Source organism: Desertimonas flava (genome assembly GCF_003426815.1).
Taxonomy (GTDB): Bacteria; Actinomycetota; Acidimicrobiia; order Acidimicrobiales; family Ilumatobacteraceae; genus Desertimonas; species Desertimonas flava.
In genome coordinates, this window is sequence record NZ_QKYK01000001.1 from 506,647 (window position 1) to 523,453 (window position 16,807).

Genomic DNA, 16,807 nt, shown 5'->3' on the forward strand with positions numbered 1-16,807 from the left:
AAAGGGCCGTCCCTCCGGCCGACACGCAGACGGCGCCGGGTTCGACGCCCCGGTCAGTCGCGACTGGACCGGGCCCGGGCAGCCCGGCGGACGAGATGGTCACGTTCGGCGACAACACGTGCTCGATCGGCCGCCGCTGCGTAGGCGTCTCCGGCCGCGTGGAACTCGCCGGCCAGTTCGAAGAGGTAGGCGCGCACCGCGAACCACTGCTGCTGGTCGCCGAGCACGGCGGTCACCCGATCGGTCTCGGCGAGGCCGGCCGACGGCCCGACGACGTGGCCGACGGCGACCGCCCGGTTGAGCACGGCCGCTGGATCCTGGGCCGCTGGGTCGTCGGTGAGCTCGACGAGCTCGTCGTACCAGTCGAGAATCTGTGGCCGGTCGGTCTCGTCCGCCGACGCCGCGTCGGAGTGGAGGGCGGCGATCGCGGCGAGGATCTGGTAGCGGCCGTGTCGCCCCTCGGCCAGTGCCCCCTGCAGGATCGCCACGGCCTCGGCGATCGCCGCGGTGTCCCACCGTGACCGGTCCTGCTCGTCGAGCGGCACGAACCGGCCGTCGGCATCCGTGCGGGCCTCCAGCCGGGCGTGCTGGAGCAACAACAGCGCCAGCAGCCCACGCGCCTCGGGCTCCGGTGTGGCGAGCGTGAGCTGGCGGGTGAGACGGATGGCCTCGGCGGCCAGGTCGTTGGGTCGGCCGTGGCCGGCCTGGTACACCAGGGCGAGGACCCGCAGCACCACGGCCAGGTCGCCCGGCTCATTGAAGCGGCGGCCGCGCAGGGTGGCCTTGGCGCGGCTGATCCGCTGCGCCATCGTCGCCTCGGGCACGAAGAAGGCGTCGGCGATCTCGCGGGTGGTGAGGCCTCCGACCGCCCGGAGCGTCAAGGCGATCTGGGAGGCCGGTGACAGGTCGGGGTGGCAGCAGCAGAACAGCAGCAGCAGCGTGTCGTCGCCCTGCTCGGTCTCGCCGGGGTCGGGACGAGCGGCGACGGTCTGCTCGCGCCGGCGTCGTGCCGATTCGCTTCGGCGCACGTCGATCAATCGCCGCGTCGCGACGGCTGTCAGCCACGCCGCCGGGTCCCGGGGCGGTTGCTGCCGCCAGGCCTCGACAGCCGCGATCACCGCCTCCTGGACGGCGTCCTCGGCCGCGCCGAACTCCTCACCCCGCCGGACGAGTCGGGCGAGGACGCCGGGGGCGAGGGACCGGACGGCGTCGTCGACGTCGCCCGGTCCCCAGTCCGTCGTCACGATGCCTCAGGCCATGATCTCGCGGATGTCGATCCACTCGTACAGCGGCTCCCCGCCCGGCCCCGGCTCGGACGAGACGTAGGCGGCGATCTCGACGGCTCGCTCGTGGCTGTCGACGTCGATCATGTACCAACCGGCGACGAGGTCGCTGGTCTCCGGGTGCGGCCCATCGGTGATCACCGGTGCCGCATCCGGTCCGCCGTAGCGCACCCACGTGCGGCTCGGCGCGAGGGCCTCGGCACCGACGTACTCGCCGGATTCCTCGAGCATCTTGCTCACACCGCGGAGGAACGCCATGTGGGCGTCGACGTCCTCGGGTGCCCACTGGTCCATGGGCGGAACCGGGCGGTACGGGTCGGGGCCGCCGCGGTAGTGCTTCAGCAACAGGTACTTCGGCATGGAAGTCCTCCTTCGTCGATCGGCCACGTCCGTCGTGGCTCACTGTAGGAGCGGAGCCGATCGGCCCTTCTCGACATCCCGGCGCAGAAATCTCGCAGCGGTGGCGGCGACCTGACGGTTGGTGCCAGGCACCAACCGTTCAGAGCGGGTTGGGTGCGGCGGGGAGGAGATCGGGCGCTGTCGCCGGATACGTTCGGGGCGGTGCCGGTCACGGCGTCACGAGCGACAGGGGATGCAGACAGATGGCGATGGTGTCGTACGCGAAGCGCTTGGCCGATCTCGCCGCGGCCGAGCCCGACCGCCCGGTGGTGACGTGTGGGCCGACGACGTTGACGCGCGCCGAGCTGGAGCGACGCGGCAACCGGTTCGCCCGCGATCTGCAGGCGCGGGGGATCGGGACGGGTGACTTCGTCACGGTGGCCGTCCCGAACTCGGTGGAGTGGTTCGTCGCGTACGTCGCCTGCTGGAAGATAGGCGCCACGCCGCAACAGGTGTCGGCGCGCCTGCCGCAGCGTGAGCTCGTCGACATCGTCACGCTCGCCGGCTCCAAGGCGGTCGTGGGCGTGGAGCCCGACGCCCTCGGCCGCGAGCTCTCCCATGTCGAGTGCATCCCGTTCGGGTACGAGCCGCCGGCATCGATCAGCGACGAGCCGCTGCCGGACGCGGTGTCGCCGGCCTGGAAGGCGCCGACGTCGGGCGGCTCGACCGGGCGACCCAAGCTCATCGTCTCCGGCGACCCGTCGATGTTCGACACGGACGCGCCGTCGATCGTGCTGCTCGAGCCCAACGGCTGCCTGGTCATGCCCGGTCCGCTGTTCCACAACGGCCCGGGTGTCTGGTCCTGCCAGGGCCTGCTCTACGGCAACCACGTGGTCGTGCTTCCCCGTTTCGACGCCGAGGCCACGCTCGCCGCGATCGCCGAGCACGGCGCCGATGTCGTGTACCTGGTGCCGACGATGATGAAGCGCATCCTCCGGCTCCCGGACGACGTCCGTCTCTCGTACGACCTGTCGTCGTTGCGGATCGTGTGGCATCTCGCCGAGCCGTGCCCGGCGTGGCTGAAGGAGGCGTGGATCGACTGGCTCGGACCGGAGCGGATCTTCGAGCTCTACGCCGGCACCGAGGCCCAGGGCGTTACCGTGATCACCGGGACCGAGTGGCTCGAGCATCGCGGTTCGGTCGGGCGGCCGACGAGCGGTGAGTTCATGGTCACCGACGAGGTCGGCAACCTCCTCCCGCCCGGGCAGCAGGGAGAGATCTGGATCCGCTCGACGTCGGCGGCGCCCACGTACCGCTACGTCGGGGCCGAACCGCGGACGCTCGGCGACGGCTGGGAGTCGCTCGGCGACAACGGCTGGTTCGACGAGGACGGCTACCTGTACCTCGGGGACCGCATGCAGGACATGATCCTGTGCGGCGGGTCGAACGTGTACCCGGCCGAGGTGGAAGCGGCCATCCAGGAGCATCCCGCCGTGCGTTCGGTGGCAGTGATCGGTCTCCCGGACGAGGACAAGGGCAACGTCGTCCACGCCATCGTCGAGGCCGACCCGACCGAGGTGTCCGCGGCCGAGCTGCTCGCGTTCGTCGGCGAACGCCTCGTCACCTACAAGCTCCCGCGCACCGTCGAGTTCGTCGACGTCCCATTGCGCGACGACGCCGGCAAGGTCCGCCGTTCGGCCTTGCGCGCCGAACGCGTCTGATCTCGCGCGGGGCCGTCGGTCGGCGGGCTCGGTCTACGGTGAGGCCGATGCACGACCGCCGCGAACTCGTCGAGGAACGGATCACCCGTGAGGTGTTCGAGCGGATCCTCCCGCTCGTCCACCCGTCGGTCGCCCCGCTGACGATCGAGGCCGGACCGGGCCTCGACGACCTCGCACCGTTCCGCGCGGGCAGCCCATGGGGGCTGCCGTGGCAGACCACGTGGTTCCGGTTGTCGGGCCAGGTACCGGCGGCGTGGGCCGGCCGCGAGGTGGTGGCCGTCGTCGATCTCGGCTTCGACCTCGACATGCCCGGCTTCCAGTGCGAAGGTCTCGTCCGCCTCGCCGACGGGACGCCGGTGGTCGGCGTCCATCCGCGGCGCACGAACATCCCGGTGTCGGTGGCTGCGGGCGACCCGGTGTCGATCGTGCTGGAGGCGGCGTCGAACCCGACGTTCCCGCAGTTCCAGGCGTCGCAGCAGGGTCGCCTGGCCACGGCGATCGACCAGCCGCTGTACGTGCTCCACCGCGCCGACCTCGTCGTCGTCGACCGGGAGGCCGAGGCGCTGCTGCTCGACGTCGACGTGCTCGACGGGGTGATGCGCACGCTGCCGGTCGGCGACCGGCGCCGGCAACGGCTCCTCGCCACCATCGAGCAGGCCCTCGACGTGATCGCTCGCGATGGTGCGGCCGGCGTGCGCCCGGCCCGATCCGTGCTCGGCCGGGCGTTGTCGTCGCGGCCGGCCGAGTCGACGCACCACATCGTGGCCACCGGTCACGCCCACATCGACAGCGCCTGGCTCTGGCCGATTCGCGAGACCAGGCGCAAATGCGTGCGGACGTTCACGTCCGCCGTCGCCCAGATGGACGCCGACCCCGAGTACGTCTTCTCCTGCTCGCAGGCGCAGCAGTACGAGTGGGTACGCGAGGCCGAACCGGGCGTCTTCGAACGCATCAAGCAGCACGTCGCCGGCGGCCAGTGGGTGCCCGTGGGCGGGATGTGGGTCGAGTCCGACATGAACCTCCCGTCGGGGGAGAGCATCGCCCGGCAGATCGTCCACGGTCAGCGCTACTTCGAGGAGCACTTCGGCGTGCGGTGCACCGAGATGTGGATCCCCGACGTGTTCGGCTATCCCGCCGGCTTGCCCCAGGTGTTCGCGGCGGGAGGGATGCGCCGCTTCGTCACGCAGAAGCTCTCGTGGAACCGCACCAACCGCTTCCCCCACCACACGTTCTGGTGGGAAGGGCTCGACGGCACCAGGGTGCTCACCCACTTCCCGCCGGTCGACACCTACAACGCCGAGCTCACGCCTGGCGAGCTCGCCCACGCGGTCGAGAACTTCGCCGAGCATGCGTGGAGTGATTGGTCGCTCGTCCCGTTCGGGCACGGCGACGGGGGCGGGGGTCCGACGCCGCTGATGATGGAGCGCCTCCGCCGGCTCGCCGACCTCGACGGCATGCCCCGTCTCCAGACCGGTTCGGCGGCCGAGTTCTTCTCCCACGTCGAGGCCGAGGCGGCCGGCGGGGCGCCCGTGCCGGTGTGGCGTGGCGAGCTCTATTTCGAGACCCACCGCGGCACGCTCACCAGCCAGCTCCGCACCAAGCTCGGCAACCGCCGCTGCGAGAAGCTGTTGCGCGAGGTCGAGCTGCTGGCGGCCACGGCGGCGGCGGCCGGCGCCGCCGTCGATCCCGGCGAGCTGACCGCGCTGTGGCGGGAGGTGCTCACGCAGCAGTTTCACGACATCCTGCCCGGGTCGTCGATCGGCTGGGTGCACGACGATGCCGAGGAGGTGTTCGAGCGTGTCGGCCGGGCGCTCGATGAGAAGGCGGCGGGGTGGGTCGCCACGCTGTCGCCGGACGCGCCGGTGCTCGTCAACTCGGCAACGGGGCCGCGCTGCGAGATCGTTCTGGCTCGGGGCAGGCCGAGCGGAGACGGTCCGGTGCAGTCCCTTGCCGATGGTGGCGTGGCCTACCTCGCCACGGCACCGGCGCTCGGGGTGGCGCCGGTGGTCGCCTCACCGTTGCCGGCCAGTGGGTACGCACCCGTCGTCGTGACCGACCGCACGATGGCCAACGACCACGTCGCCGTGGCGTGGGACCCCGACGGCCGCCTGACCTCGCTCATCGACATCGCGTCGGCCCGCGACGCGTTCGCGTCGGGCAGCTCGGCGGCCATCCTCGAGCTCGCGGCCGATCACCCCGTGCGCTACGACGCGTGGGACGTCGAGGAGTGGACGGTGGGCCAGGGCGTCCCGATCGGCCCGGCGGATCGTGTCGAGGTCGAGGCTTCCGGACCGCTCGTCGGCATCGTCGCCGCCCACTATTCCTTCGGGCCGTCCGCGGCCGTGGTGCGCTACGTCCTGCGTGCCGGCTCGTCCCGCGTCGATGTCGAGCTCGATCTCGACTGGCGCCACAGCGAGCACCTGCTGTCGATGACCTTCCCGCTCGACGTGCACAGCGACACGGCGACGTGTGGCGTGCAGTTCGGTTCGGTCCGCCGCCCCACGCACGCATCCACGTCGTGGGATGCCGCCAAGTTCGAGGTGTGCGCCCACCGCTGGGTCGACGTGTCCGAGCCGTCGTTCGGGGTGGCCGTGCTCAACGACGGGCGCTACGGCCACGGGCTGCTCGCCGGCGGCGTCCGCGTGAGCCTCGCCCGCGCGGCCCGCTATCCCGATCCCGACGCCGACCAGGGCCGGCACCGGGTGACGCTGGCGCTGCTGCCCCACGGCCCCGGGCTCGCCGCCGTCGTCGCCGAAGCGGAACGCCTCGATCTCCCGCTCCGCGAGGTCGTCCCGAGTCCCGCTGCCGGCGCCTCGGCCCGGGCACCTCGGGACGGCGACACGGGCGGCACCGGGGTGGTGGCCGTGACCGGCGACGGGGTGGAAGTCGACGCCGTCAAGGTGGCCGACGACGGCAGCGGTGATCTCGTCGTGCGTCTCCACGAGGCGACGGGAAATCGCGTCCGTACGACCGTGGCTGCGGTGCGACGCGTCGTCGACGCCGCGGCCTGCAACCTGCTGGAGGAACCGCAACGGCACTTCGAGGTGTCCGACGGCATCGTCGCCCTCACGCTGCGTCCGTTCGAGTTGGCGACGCTCCGTTTGACGCTGGCGCCGGAGGTTTGAGCCCTCGCCGCGGGCACACCTCAGGTACGAACGGGAGGGTACATACCCCACCGAAGCGTCCGGTATCTACCCTCCGGTTGGGACGGCGACCAGCGGACGGCCCTGCGCCTCGCACGGCCTTTCCGCTCACCGCCCTGGCACCATCCGTAACACAGCACCGACGAAACGCGACCGGCGCGGGGTGTCAGACGCCGCGGGCGTCGATCGCGGCCTGGTCGTACGGCTCGATCATGATGCACTCGCCGGGGCACTCCTCGGCGGCCTCGACGGCGCTGTCGATCAGCGAGTCGGGGATCCGGGCGACACCCTTGCCGCTGTCTGGACCGTGGCCGGGGCCGTCGGCGCCGTCGAACACGATCGTCGAGCCGAAGTGGCTGGCCTCTTCCTTCACCACCCATAGGCCGTCGTCGCGGCCGACGAACACGTCGGGGCAGATCTCCTGGCAGATTCCGTCACCCGTGCACAGGTCCTGATCGATCCACACCATCAACGTTGTCGCCATGAGTCGAAGCCTTCCGCGAACGTTCGGCCTGGGGAGTCAGGCCGCTGTCTCGTCGATCATAAGGGGCGGGGCCGTCAGGGCGCGAGGGCGTCGAGGGCGACCGCCGAGTAGGCGGCGATCCCGCGCACCATCGCCTGCTCGTCGAACTGCACCCGGTTGGAGTGGTTCGGCGGCGCCTTCGACGGGTCCTTGCCGGCCTGTGTGCCGCCGAGGAACATCATCGCTCCCGGCACCCGCTGGAGGACGTAGCTGAAGTCCTCGGCGCCCATGATCGGGTGCGGCAGCTCGACGACCTCGCGTTCACCGGCGACGGCGCGCGCCAGGTCGAGGGCGTGAGCGGCGAACTGCTCGTCGTTGACGGTGACCGGATAGCCGGCGTCGATCGTGACCGTGGCCGACGCACCATGGGCCGCGGCGATCCCCTCGGCCACCCGGCTGACGCCGGCGTGGACCTTGGCGCGGGTCGACTCGCTGACGGCACGGATCGTCCCTTCGATCTCGGCCCGCTCGGGGATCACGTTGTCGGTGGTGCCGGCGCTGATGCGCGCGACGGTGACGACGGACGGGTCGAACACGTCGATCGACCGGGTGACCATCAGCTGGAGGGCCTGCACGATCTCGCAGGCGATCGGAATCGGATCGAGGGCGCGGTGGGGCTCGCTGGCGTGACCGCCGCGCCCGGTCACCTCGACGAGCAGGGTGTCGGCCGACGCCATCGCCGGGCCGCCGCGGCAGCTCAGCCAGCCCGACGGCAGCGACGAGGTGATGTGGAGGGCGAACGCCCCGGTGACCGGCGACGCCGTGCCGTCGGCGAGGGCCGGCACGTCGAGGAGCCCTTCGTCGAGCATGTGGCGCGCCCCGTGGTGGCCTTCCTCGCCCGGCTGGAACATGAAGAGCACCCGCCCGGCGAGGTCACCGGCGCGGTCGCTGAGCAGCTTCGCCGCACCGACCAGCATCGCCGTGTGCGTGTCGTGCCCGCAGGCGTGCATCTGGTTGGTGATTTGGGAGCTGTAGTCGAGCCCGGTGTCCTCGGGCATCGGCAGGGCATCCATGTCGCCGCGCAGCAGGATCGTCGGGCCGGGCCGGGCACCGCACAGCAGGGCGGCGATGCCGCTCGTGGACTCGTGCAGGGTGATGTCGAGCGGCAGCCCGTCGAGTGCCTGGAGCACCTCGTGGCGGGTCGTCGGCAGCTCGTTGCCGACCTCCGGCCAGCGATGCAGCGTGCGCCGCAGCGCGATGGCCTCGTGGAGCTGTCCCGCCGCCTGGTCGAGGAGCTCGGGGATGGCGAGCCGGTCGCCAAGGTCGTCGTGGGAGCTCATCCGCCGACTCTAGGCGCGGTCGTCGTCACCGTGACCGGCCGGGCTGGCTCCCGCAGGGCTCGCCCGGGCGTCAGACGAATCCGGCGACGCCGTGGGGCTGATAGAGCGCTTCGAGGCGGGCGGCTTCGTCGTCGTCGAGGCGAAGGTCGACGGCCGCGACGGCGTCGGCGAGCTGCTCGAGCCTGGTGACGCCGACGATGGGCGCCGTGACCCCCGGCTGCCGCAGCAACCAGGCGAGGGCGACCTGGGCCGGCGCCACGCCCCGCTCGCGGGCGAGGTCGAGCACGCCGGAGACGATGGCCGCGTCGTCGTCGCGGTACAGCGTGGCGCCGAACTCGTCGGTCTGCTTCCGGGCGGTCTCGGCGTCCCACGGCCGGGTGAGGCGGCCGCGGGCCAGCGGACTCCACGGGATGACGCCGATGCCCTCATCGCGACACAGCGGGAGCATCTCGCGCTCCTCCTCGCGATACAGCAGGTTGTAGTGGTTCTGCATCGTGACGAAGCGCGTCCAGCCGTGGCGGTCGGCGAGGTGAAGCGCCTTGGAGAACTGCCACGCCCACATCGACGAGGCCCCGATGTAGCGGGCCTTGCCGGCTCGCACCACGTCGTGGAGGGCCTCCAGCGTCTCTTCGATCCGAACGGTCGGGTCCCACCGGTGGATCTGGTACAGATCGACCGGTAGTCGGTCCTGAGCCGGCGCAGGCTGTGGTCGATCTCGGAGAGGATCGCCTTGCGCGACAGGCCGCCGCCGTTGGGCCCGCGACGCATGCGTCCGCACACCTTGGTGGCGATGACGATCTCGTCGCGATCGGCGAAGTCGTCGAGGGCGCGCCCGACGATCTCCTCGCTGCTGCCCGCCGAGTACACGTTCGCGGTGTCGAAGAAGTTGATCCCGGCGTCGAGGGCGGCGCGGATGTGTGACCGGCTCGTGTCCTCGTCGAGCGACCACGGGTGGGCGCCTCGACCGGACTCCCCGTAGCTCATGCATCCGAGGCACAGGCGCGAGACGTCGAGCCCCGTCGCGCCGAGTTTCGCGTACTCCACGTTTCGTACGGTACGCCGTTCGCCCGTGCCGGGCGGGGGCGCGACCGTCTCCGAATCCGGTGGTGCGCGAGATTCCTTTTCCGTTCCGGGCTGCTCGTGACGCTCTGGGGGAGTAGCCGGCTCGGCCGGCGACCAGCAATCCACTGCCAAGAACCCCGCAACCCGGCCGTCGGGCCGGACCACGAAGGAGCCTGCCATGAGCGACGTGACCTACGGAGCCGATCCCGCCCAGCTGAGTGCCCTCGGCGCCCAGATGAAGTCCCAGCTCGAGACGATCGACGGCATCTTGTCGCTCGGCGCCGCCGTCACCACCACGCCGTGGAAGGGCCCGGCCCGCGAAGCGTTCGTGTCCGATTGGGAGACGAAGTTCAAGACCTCGCTGGAGGGCCTCAAGGCGGCGTTCGAACAAGCCGGCAACGAGTGCGTCACCCGAGCGGCCACGCTCGAATCGGCGATGGGCGTGACCGTCGCCTGAACCTGGAGCAGCGGGCCGGGCCGCCCCCACCCTCCGTCTGCTGGAGAGCACCGCACTCGCTCTCCTACGCTGGTGAGGGTGGAGCTCGAATTCACGATCGAGCCGTTCGTCGAAGGCCAGCCCGGTCCGCATGTGCGGGCTGCGGTGGCCGCCGCCGAAGCGGTGGGAGTCGACGTCGACTTCGGACCGTTCGGTTCGACCTGCCAGGCGCCGGCCGCGGCGATGCCCGACGTCGTCGCCGCCATCGTGGCGGCGGCGTTCGGCAACGGTGCGACCCATGTCTCGTTGCACGTGTCGCTGGACGACGCGCCCCGGGAGGGCAGAGAGCCCGAGCTCGAATCGTCCATCGACCGCGACGAGGTGCCCGGCGGATCCGGGACGGCACGATCGTGACGGCGGACCCACATCGGCCGGTCGATCCGGTGGGCGCCTCGTCGTTGTTCGCCGCGATCAAACCGGTGCTCGATGCGGTCGGCGCCGAGCTGGTGCATCCCGATCGACGCCAGCCGTCCGACGTCCCGCTGGTGTGGGACGGCCAGGTGGTCGCCGGCGTGCGAACCGCGCCACTCCATGGCGCGCTCGATCGGCTGATCGAGTCGGTGGAGGCCGAGCTGGGTGGCCGTCTGCGCGACCTCCGGCGCGAGGACAAGCAACGGGCCGTGCGGCTGCTCGACGAGCGGGGCGCCTTCGTGCTGCGACGAGCGGTCGAAGATGTGGCCGATGCCATGCGCGTCAGCCGGATCACCGTCTACAACTATCTGAATGCAATCCACCGCTGACCCCGACGGTCGTCCCGCAGCCCCGGCCACAGCCGTGAACTCGCGGTTCGACCTCATCGGTTTCGACGCCGACGACACGCTGTGGCACAGCGAGGACTCGTTCCACGAGGTCGAGCAGCGGTACGTCGAACTCATCGCGCCGTACGTCCCGAACGGCGTCGACGTGCGCGACGCGATCCGCGCCACCGAGCATCGCCATGTGCCGATCTCCGGCTACGGCGTCAAGGCGTACACGCTGTCACTCGTGGAGAGCGCGGTCATCGTCAGCCAGGGGACCGTTCCGGCGAACGTGATCGGCGAGATCGTCACGCTCGGGCTCGACATGCTGATCGAACCGGTTCGTCTCATCGCCGACGTCCCGCAGGTGCTCGCCGATCTCGGTCGGACGCATCGGTTGGTGATGATCACCAAGGGCGACCTGCTGCACCAGTGGCGCAAGGTGGAGATGTCGGGACTCGTCCATCACTTCGACCGCGTGGAGGTGGTCGTCGAGAAGGACCCCGACGTCTACGAGCGGGTCCTCGACGAGGTCGGGGTCGCCGCCGAACGCTTCTGCATGATCGGCAACTCGGTCCGCAGCGACGTCCTGCCCGTGCTCGAGCTCGGGGGGTCGGCGATCCACGTGCCCTACCACTACACCTGGGAGCACGAGGCCGCCGACCACGACGGCTCGGTCGTCACCGCCGAGTCGATCGCCGAGGTCCCGGCCCTCATCCGCTCGATGGGCTGAACCACGACGGGCCGGCGTCCGTCGGGTCGCGGATCGCCTCGGACCGTGGCCCCGATCGCGTGAGAGATAGCGTCGGCGGCATGGAGCGTCGTCACCTCCTCGAGGCCGTCAGCACCGAGTCCACCGCGTTGCTCGACGCGGCCCGGTCAGCCGCTCCCGGCGCGGCGGTCCCCGGCTGCCCGGGCTGGACCGTCGAGGATCTCGTCGGGCACGTGGCGGCGGTGCACCACTTCTGGACGTACATGGTCCGTGAGGGGGCCTCGACGCCCGAGGGCTACGAGGCGCCGACCCGGCCCGAGCCCGGCTCGGCGTCGCTCGAGACCCTGCTCGACCTCGCCGCCGATCGAGCCGCCGAGCTGCTCGGTGTTCTCCGATCCGCCGATCCCGACGCCTTCGTCTGGACATGGACCGGCGCCCAACCGTCGGACTGGGTGGTGCGGCGGATGGCCCAGGAAACCGCGGTCCATCGCATCGACGCCGAGCAGGCCGCCGGCCGGACCGGTCGCCTCGATGCGGCGCTGGCTGCCGACGGGGTCGACGAGTTCTTGTCCGCGTTCCTCGCCCGCCAACGGGCCGGTGCCGCGCCGCTCACCGGCACCGTGCATCTCCACTGCACCGACGCCGACGGCGAGTGGACGGTGGCCCAGCACGAGGACGGCGAGTACTCGGTGGTCCGTGAGCACGCCAAGGGTGACGTGGCCCTGCGCGGTGAGGCCCACGATCTGTTGATGGTGCTCTGGCGCCGGGCGGGTCTCGATGCCGTGACCGTTTTCGGCGACGCCGGACTGGCTGCCGACTTCGTGGGAGCCTCGACGCCGGCGGCCGGCTGACGACAACTCGGACCGCGAACGGGCGATCGTTCGCTAGCGTGACCGGTCGATTGGGCGCGTGCCGGGTCGTCGTGACCTGAGGGGGTCTGACCCGGCACGTTTCCCATCTGGGCGGAGTCACGAGCACGTGTCATGCCACCGCGGTCGCCAGCGGCGAGAATCTGGTAGACCCAAACTTCCGACCGGTGGATCGAAGGTGCTGCCGGGACGTCCAGGTACCCACGATGGCACGCAGATCCCGCGGCTCCGATCCGCCACAGAACCGAGGCTGGGACGAGTTCGCGCCGTTGTACGACGAGCACCACCAGCGGCTCTATCGCGTCGCTCTGCTGTTGTGCCACGGGTCGGCGGCGATGGCCGAGGATGCCGTCGCCGAGACGTTCATCAAGGTCCACAAGGTGTGGGCCGCGGGCGGGGTCGACAACTTCTTCGGCTACGCCCGCCAGACACTCGTCAACCACGTGCTCGGGCTGTTCCGCCGTGAGCAGGTCGCCAATCGCTACGTCAGCACCTCGACGGGCGATCTGCGAGGCGGCCGGGCCGCCGAGGACTCCGTGGTGGACACGGCGGCGACGTTCGAGATGCTCGAGAAGCTCCCGCCGCGCCAGCGCGCGGCGATCGTCCTGCGGTTCTACGAGGATCTCTCGTACGAGCAGATCGCCAACGCCCTCGGGGTGACCGTCGGGACGGTGAAGACCCAGGTGTCCGTGGGTCTGCAGCGCCTCCGATCGTTGATGGAGGCGCAGCCGTGAGCGATTTCGACGAGCGCATCTCGGCGATGCTGGGCGCCGCCGTGGAGGGCGCTTCGCCATCACCCGCGTTGGCCGAGACGATCCAGATGCGCGTGGAGAACGCCAACGTCGTCCAGACCTTCGCCGCCGTCGACACGATGGTGCCGTCGGCTGCGTTGCGCGAGCGGGTGGCGGCGGGGGTCACCGCCGCGGCGATCGCCGCCGGTGCCGGCGGCGCCGCGGGCGGCGGCTGGAACGTGCTCCGCCTCGTCAGCCGCGCCCGGCACGCCAGCAAGTTCGCCGTCGCCACCGCGGTCACGGTCGTCGTCACGGCGGTCGTCGTGATCACTGCGGTCGTGTTCGGAGCCGGTGGCGATCGCCCGACGACCACACCGCCCCCGACGTCCGTCCCGGTGATCGTGCCGCCGGTCGGTGACCCGACGGAGCCGGCGGTGATCCCGCCTGACACGTCCGAGCCCGACACCACACCGCCGGAGACGTCCCTGCCGGACAGCACGATCAGCTCGAGCTCGACGTCCACGAGTACGTCCACCAGCACCACCAGCTCGACGTCGACGACCACGTCGAGCACCTCGACGTCGACGACCACCTCGAGCACTTCCACGTCGACCAGTTCGACGTCGACCACCGCGCCGCCGACGACGCGGCCGCCGGTCACCTCGCGGCCGCCGAGCACCACGCGGCCCCGGCCTCCTGCGACGAACCCGCCGCCGACGAATCCACCGGCGACGACACGGCCGGCGACGACACGGCCGCCGACGACCACCAGGCCGCCGACCACGACCACCACGACGTTGCCGCCCACCACGACGACATCGACGACCACGACGTTGCCGCCCACCACGACGACCTCGACCACGTCGACGACCACCACCACGTCGACGACCACGACGACGACGTTGCCGCCGCCACCGTCACCGAGCGTCACCGATCCCGTCGGCTGCAACTACCAGTGGGCGGGTAGCAACCCGATCTCCGACAGCGTGCTGTACGGCGACTGCGTCGCCGACTTCACCGTGTCGTTGCCCGGCGGCGACAGCTCCGCCTTCGTCGTGTCCGGGCCCGCCGCCGGGACCTGCAGCGGCAGCAGCTGCCGGATCTACATCGTGTGCGGCGGAGCGATGCTGCCGAGCGGCGGCTTCGTCGTCACGGCGGTCGACGGCACGAGCGCCGGGCTGGCGAGCAACTCGTTCACCATCGTCGGCGGCGCCGACCCGGACGGTCCCGGCCCCGACGGGCCCACGTCGTGCGGTCCGGTCTTCTAGTGGTCTGTCGCCGAGTTGGTGAGGTGGATCGCGCAGCTGGGCTCGTCGCTGGCAAGGCGCGAGGACGAAGGAATACGCCCGGTCTTTCGAGGACGAGCAACGCAGCCAGCGGCGAGATCCAGCAAGCGAGACACCTGATCAATCCGGCGACAGTCCACTAGTCCCCGACCCCCGCAGACCCGGACCGCGGGCGGTGCAACCGGCGCCTTCAGAGCTTGTGGAGCTTGACGCTGGCGATGCGGTGATCGGCGGCCTTGTGCAGGATGAGCGACGCCCGCTCACGGGTCGGCTCGATGTTCTCGCGCAGGTTGCGGCCGTTGATGTCCCGCCAGATTCCCGTCGCCGTCGCCACCGCCTCCTCGTCGCTGAGCTCGGCATAGTGCCGGAAGAAGCTGTCGGGATCCTGGAACACCGACTCGCGGAGCTTCATGAACCGGGCGATGAACCAGTCGAGGATGTCCTCCTCGGCGGCGTCGACGTAGATGGAGAAGTCGAAGTAGTCGCTGACGAACTCGTTGCCGACGTTCGTCACCTGCAGCACGTTGAGGCCCTCGAGGATCAGGATGTCCGGACGCTCGATGACGACCTCGTGGTCCGGGACGATGTCGTACACGACGTGGCTGTAGACCGGCGCCCGGACGATGGGCGCCCCGCTCTTCACCTCGCGCAGGAACGTGAGGAGCCGGCGCGTGTCGTAGCTCTCGGGAAAGCCCTTGCGGTGCATGATCCCGCGCTCGTCGAGCGTCGCGTTCGGGTAGAGGAAGCCGTCGGTCGTGACGAGTCCGACGTTGGGATGGTCGGGCCACCGGGAGAGGAGAGCCTGCAGGATGCGGGCGAACGTGCTCTTGCCGACGGCCACGCTCCCGGCCACGCCGATGACGTAGGGAACGCGAGGCGCCATCGTGCCGAGGAACGTCGACGTCACCTTGGCCAGGTCCTGTGAGGCACTGACGTAGAGATTGAGGAGCCGAGAGAGCGGCAGGTAGGCAGTCGCCACCTCGTCGAGGTCGATCCGCTCGTTGATGCCCCGCAACTTCTCCAGGTCGTCCTGGCGCAGGGTCAACGGAGTGGCCGCGCGCAGTGCGGCCCACTCGTCACGATCGAACGTGATGAACCGGCTGGTAGTGGCCCCGTCCACGGGGGGAGACCCTACGCTTCAGGGATGGCGCCGCTACAACCGACACGGGTTGGCGGCGTCGACCCGGAGGGTGACATCGGTCGCACCGACCACGACGAGCGCAAGCGACGCGGGCACTATCCGACGCCCCCCGACCTCGTCGGGCGCGTCGTCGAGGCGGTGATGCCACCGGTGCGAGCGGGTGACACGGTCTCCGTGCTCGACCCGGCGTGCGGCGACGGCCGGTTCCTCGCCGCCGCGGCTGCATGGATCTCGTCGCGCGGTGGCCACGCCCGGGTGCACGGCGTCGAGCTCGACGGACCGACGGCCGCCGAAGCCCGCCGTCTCCTCGCCGCCAGCCCGGGCGTTGCCGAGGCTCGCATCGACGTGGGCGACGCCTTGCGCCGGGACTGGGGCGCATCGCAGTACGACGTCGTGATCGGCAATCCGCCCTACCTGTCGCAGCTCGCTACGGCGACGACCCGAGGCGGGCGCAGCGTTCGAGGCGGGGGACCCTACGCCGACGTCGCAGCCGAATTCCTCCACCTCGGCGTGCACCTCGCTCGCCCCGGCGGTGGTCGCATCGGTTTCGTGCTCCCGCAATCGATCCTCGCATCGCGCGACGCCGGGGGGATCCGGGCCGAGATCGAGCGGGAAGCGGTGCGTACGTGGGGATGGTGGTCGCCGCGGCTCCACTTCGACGCCTCCGTCGTCGTGTGCGCCCTCGGCTTCGAGCGGCGCACATCGCCGACCGATGGCGCAGCAGCGGCCGGGAACTCGGCGGCAGCGCCCGACGACCGGACTCCGGTATGGACCGACGTCGTGCTCACCGCGCTGGGCGTGCCCGACCTGCCCGGCCTGTGGTCGTCGGGAACCGTCGGCGATCGCGCGGCGGTCACGGTCGACTTCCGGGACTGCTACTACGGGCTGGCTGCGGCCGTCACCGACGGTGGCACCGGTCCGCGCCTGATCACGAGCGGGCTCATCGACCCCGGCCGATGTCGGTGGGGCGAGCGGTCCACCCGATTCGCCAAGCGCACGTTCACGGCGCCGCGGGTCGACGTCGGCCGGCTCTCACCGCAGATGCAACAGTGGGCCTCCTCGATGTCGGCGCCGAAGGTGCTCGTCGCCAACCAGGCGCGAGTCATCGAGTGTGTCGTCGACGCGGACGGGTCGATGCTGCCGAGCGTGCCGGTGCTCACGGTGCGGCCCCGACCGGGTGTCGACCGATGGGACATGGCTGCCGTGCTCACCTCGCCGATCGCCACGCTCGCGGCCTGGCACGCCGCGGCGGGCACCGGCCTGTCGGCGAGCAGCGTGCGCCTCAGCCCACGGGTCCTGGCCGGCCTGCCGTGGCCGGCCGGGGCGACGGCGAGCGCGGTCGAGGCGCTCCGTGACGGCGATGTCGCGGCATGCGGTCGCCTGGTGGACGCCGCCTTCGGGGCCGACGACACCGGCTGGGACTGGTGGTGCCAACGCCTCCCCGGTGACCCGAGCTGACGTGACAGGCATGACAGGTTGAACGG

Annotated in this window: 15 protein-coding genes and 1 pseudogene; 10 read left to right on the forward strand and 6 right to left on the reverse strand. The window is 71.0% G+C overall.

Going from position 1 to position 16,807, the window contains the following annotated elements; translation table 11 throughout:
* Nucleotides 1–53 precede the first annotated feature (53 nt).
* Together DN771_RS02455 and DN771_RS02460 are read right to left on the reverse strand one after the other, a co-directional pair.
* On the reverse strand, nt 54–1,244 hold the full coding sequence (locus tag DN771_RS02455) for an RNA polymerase sigma factor (RefSeq protein WP_116995696.1): 1,191 nt from the start codon (nt 1,242–1,244) through the stop codon (nt 54–56).
* A 6-nt stretch (nt 1,245–1,250) separates the two neighbouring features.
* Nucleotides 1,251–1,643 carry a YciI family protein gene (locus DN771_RS02460; protein ID WP_116995697.1) on the reverse strand — a complete coding sequence of 131 codons (393 nt, stop codon included), beginning with the start codon at nt 1,641–1,643 and terminating at the stop codon, nt 1,251–1,253.
* A 242-nt stretch (nt 1,644–1,885) separates the two neighbouring features.
* Here DN771_RS02460 and DN771_RS02465 point away from each other — a divergent pair, with 242 nt between their 5' ends.
* Together DN771_RS02465 and DN771_RS02470 are read left to right on the forward strand one after the other, a co-directional pair.
* Complete coding sequence (locus tag DN771_RS02465) at nt 1,886–3,343, forward strand: AMP-binding protein (protein ID WP_116995698.1); 1,458 nt, start codon at nt 1,886–1,888, stop codon at nt 3,341–3,343.
* Between the two features lie 47 nt (nt 3,344–3,390).
* The gene (locus DN771_RS02470; protein ID WP_116995699.1) at nt 3,391–6,468 is read left to right on the forward strand and encodes an alpha-mannosidase; all 3,078 of its coding nucleotides are present in this window, start codon (nt 3,391–3,393) and stop codon (nt 6,466–6,468) included.
* Between the two features lie 184 nt (nt 6,469–6,652).
* Here the strand turns inward: DN771_RS02470 and DN771_RS02475 are convergent, their stop codons facing one another.
* The 3 genes and pseudogenes from DN771_RS02475 to DN771_RS02485 all read right to left on the reverse strand — a co-directional run bounded on the left by DN771_RS02475 (nt 6,653) and on the right by DN771_RS02485 (nt 9,333).
* Nucleotides 6,653–6,958 (reverse strand): ferredoxin, encoded by a 306-nt coding sequence (locus DN771_RS02475; protein WP_116995791.1) that lies wholly within the window; start codon nt 6,956–6,958, stop codon nt 6,653–6,655.
* 86 nt (nt 6,959–7,044) lie between these two features.
* Nucleotides 7,045–8,289, reverse strand: coding sequence for a M20 metallopeptidase family protein (locus DN771_RS02480; protein ID WP_116995700.1), 1,245 nt, complete (start codon nt 8,287–8,289; stop codon nt 7,045–7,047).
* 70 nt (nt 8,290–8,359) lie between these two features.
* Nucleotides 8,360–9,333, reverse strand: a pseudogene (locus DN771_RS02485) (aldo/keto reductase).
* A 196-nt stretch (nt 9,334–9,529) separates the two neighbouring features.
* Here DN771_RS02485 and DN771_RS02490 point away from each other — a divergent pair.
* The 7 genes from DN771_RS02490 to DN771_RS29160 all read left to right on the forward strand — a co-directional run bounded on the left by DN771_RS02490 (nt 9,530) and on the right by DN771_RS29160 (nt 14,164).
* Nucleotides 9,530–9,808, forward strand: coding sequence for a WXG100 family type VII secretion target (locus DN771_RS02490; RefSeq protein ID WP_116995701.1), 279 nt, complete (start codon nt 9,530–9,532; stop codon nt 9,806–9,808).
* 78 nt (nt 9,809–9,886) lie between these two features.
* Nucleotides 9,887–10,201, forward strand: a complete 315-nt coding sequence (locus DN771_RS02495) for a hypothetical protein (RefSeq protein WP_116995702.1) — start codon at nt 9,887–9,889, stop codon at nt 10,199–10,201.
* Entirely contained in the window at nt 10,198–10,587 is a 390-nt protein-coding gene (locus tag DN771_RS02500; RefSeq protein ID WP_227462248.1) for a helix-turn-helix domain-containing protein, read from the forward strand. Before DN771_RS02495 ends, DN771_RS02500 begins: the two co-directional genes overlap by 4 nt.
* A complete protein-coding gene (locus tag DN771_RS02505; RefSeq protein WP_116995703.1) occupies nt 10,571–11,317 on the forward strand; it encodes an HAD family hydrolase in 747 nt (248 codons plus the stop codon). Before DN771_RS02500 ends, DN771_RS02505 begins: the two co-directional genes overlap by 17 nt.
* Nucleotides 11,318–11,397: 80 nt before the next feature.
* Nucleotides 11,398–12,147 (forward strand): maleylpyruvate isomerase family mycothiol-dependent enzyme, encoded by a 750-nt coding sequence (locus DN771_RS02510; RefSeq protein WP_116995704.1) that lies wholly within the window; start codon nt 11,398–11,400, stop codon nt 12,145–12,147.
* A 224-nt stretch (nt 12,148–12,371) separates the two neighbouring features.
* Nucleotides 12,372–12,899 carry an RNA polymerase sigma factor gene (locus DN771_RS02515; protein WP_116995705.1) on the forward strand — a complete coding sequence of 176 codons (528 nt, stop codon included), beginning with the start codon at nt 12,372–12,374 and terminating at the stop codon, nt 12,897–12,899.
* On the forward strand, nt 12,896–14,164 hold the full coding sequence (locus DN771_RS29160) for a hypothetical protein (RefSeq protein ID WP_162941370.1): 1,269 nt from the start codon (nt 12,896–12,898) through the stop codon (nt 14,162–14,164). Before DN771_RS02515 ends, DN771_RS29160 begins: the two co-directional genes overlap by 4 nt.
* A 208-nt stretch (nt 14,165–14,372) precedes the next feature.
* Here the strand turns inward: DN771_RS29160 and coaA are convergent, their stop codons facing one another.
* Nucleotides 14,373–15,302 (reverse strand): type I pantothenate kinase, encoded by a 930-nt coding sequence (gene coaA / locus DN771_RS02525; protein WP_116995707.1) that lies wholly within the window; start codon nt 15,300–15,302, stop codon nt 14,373–14,375.
* 24 nt (nt 15,303–15,326) lie between these two features.
* Here coaA and DN771_RS02530 point away from each other — a divergent pair, with 24 nt between their 5' ends.
* Entirely contained in the window at nt 15,327–16,781 is a 1,455-nt protein-coding gene (locus tag DN771_RS02530; protein WP_116995708.1) for an N-6 DNA methylase, read from the forward strand.
* The last annotated feature ends 26 nt before the right edge of the window (nt 16,782–16,807 follow it).

What these genes read in the sequence shown, in the direction of transcription:
- DN771_RS02465 (WP_116995698.1), top strand. Translation starts at nt 1,886, where the DNA reads ATGGCGATGGTGTCGTACGCGAAGCGCTTGGCCGATCTCGCCGCGGCC.
- DN771_RS02530 (WP_116995708.1), top strand. Translation starts at nt 15,327, where the DNA reads ATGGCGCCGCTACAACCGACACGGGTTGGCGGCGTCGACCCGGAGGGT.
- DN771_RS02490 (WP_116995701.1), top strand. Translation starts at nt 9,530, where the DNA reads ATGAGCGACGTGACCTACGGAGCCGATCCCGCCCAGCTGAGTGCCCTC.
- DN771_RS02470 (WP_116995699.1), top strand. Translation starts at nt 3,391, where the DNA reads ATGCACGACCGCCGCGAACTCGTCGAGGAACGGATCACCCGTGAGGTG.
- DN771_RS02460 (WP_116995697.1), bottom strand. Translation starts at nt 1,643, where the DNA reads ATGCCGAAGTACCTGTTGCTGAAGCACTACCGCGGCGGCCCCGACCCG.
- DN771_RS02505 (WP_116995703.1), top strand. Translation starts at nt 10,571, where the DNA reads ATGCAATCCACCGCTGACCCCGACGGTCGTCCCGCAGCCCCGGCCACA.
- DN771_RS02510 (WP_116995704.1), top strand. Translation starts at nt 11,398, where the DNA reads ATGGAGCGTCGTCACCTCCTCGAGGCCGTCAGCACCGAGTCCACCGCG.
- DN771_RS02515 (WP_116995705.1), top strand. Translation starts at nt 12,372, where the DNA reads ATGGCACGCAGATCCCGCGGCTCCGATCCGCCACAGAACCGAGGCTGG.
- DN771_RS02480 (WP_116995700.1), bottom strand. Translation starts at nt 8,289, where the DNA reads ATGAGCTCCCACGACGACCTTGGCGACCGGCTCGCCATCCCCGAGCTC.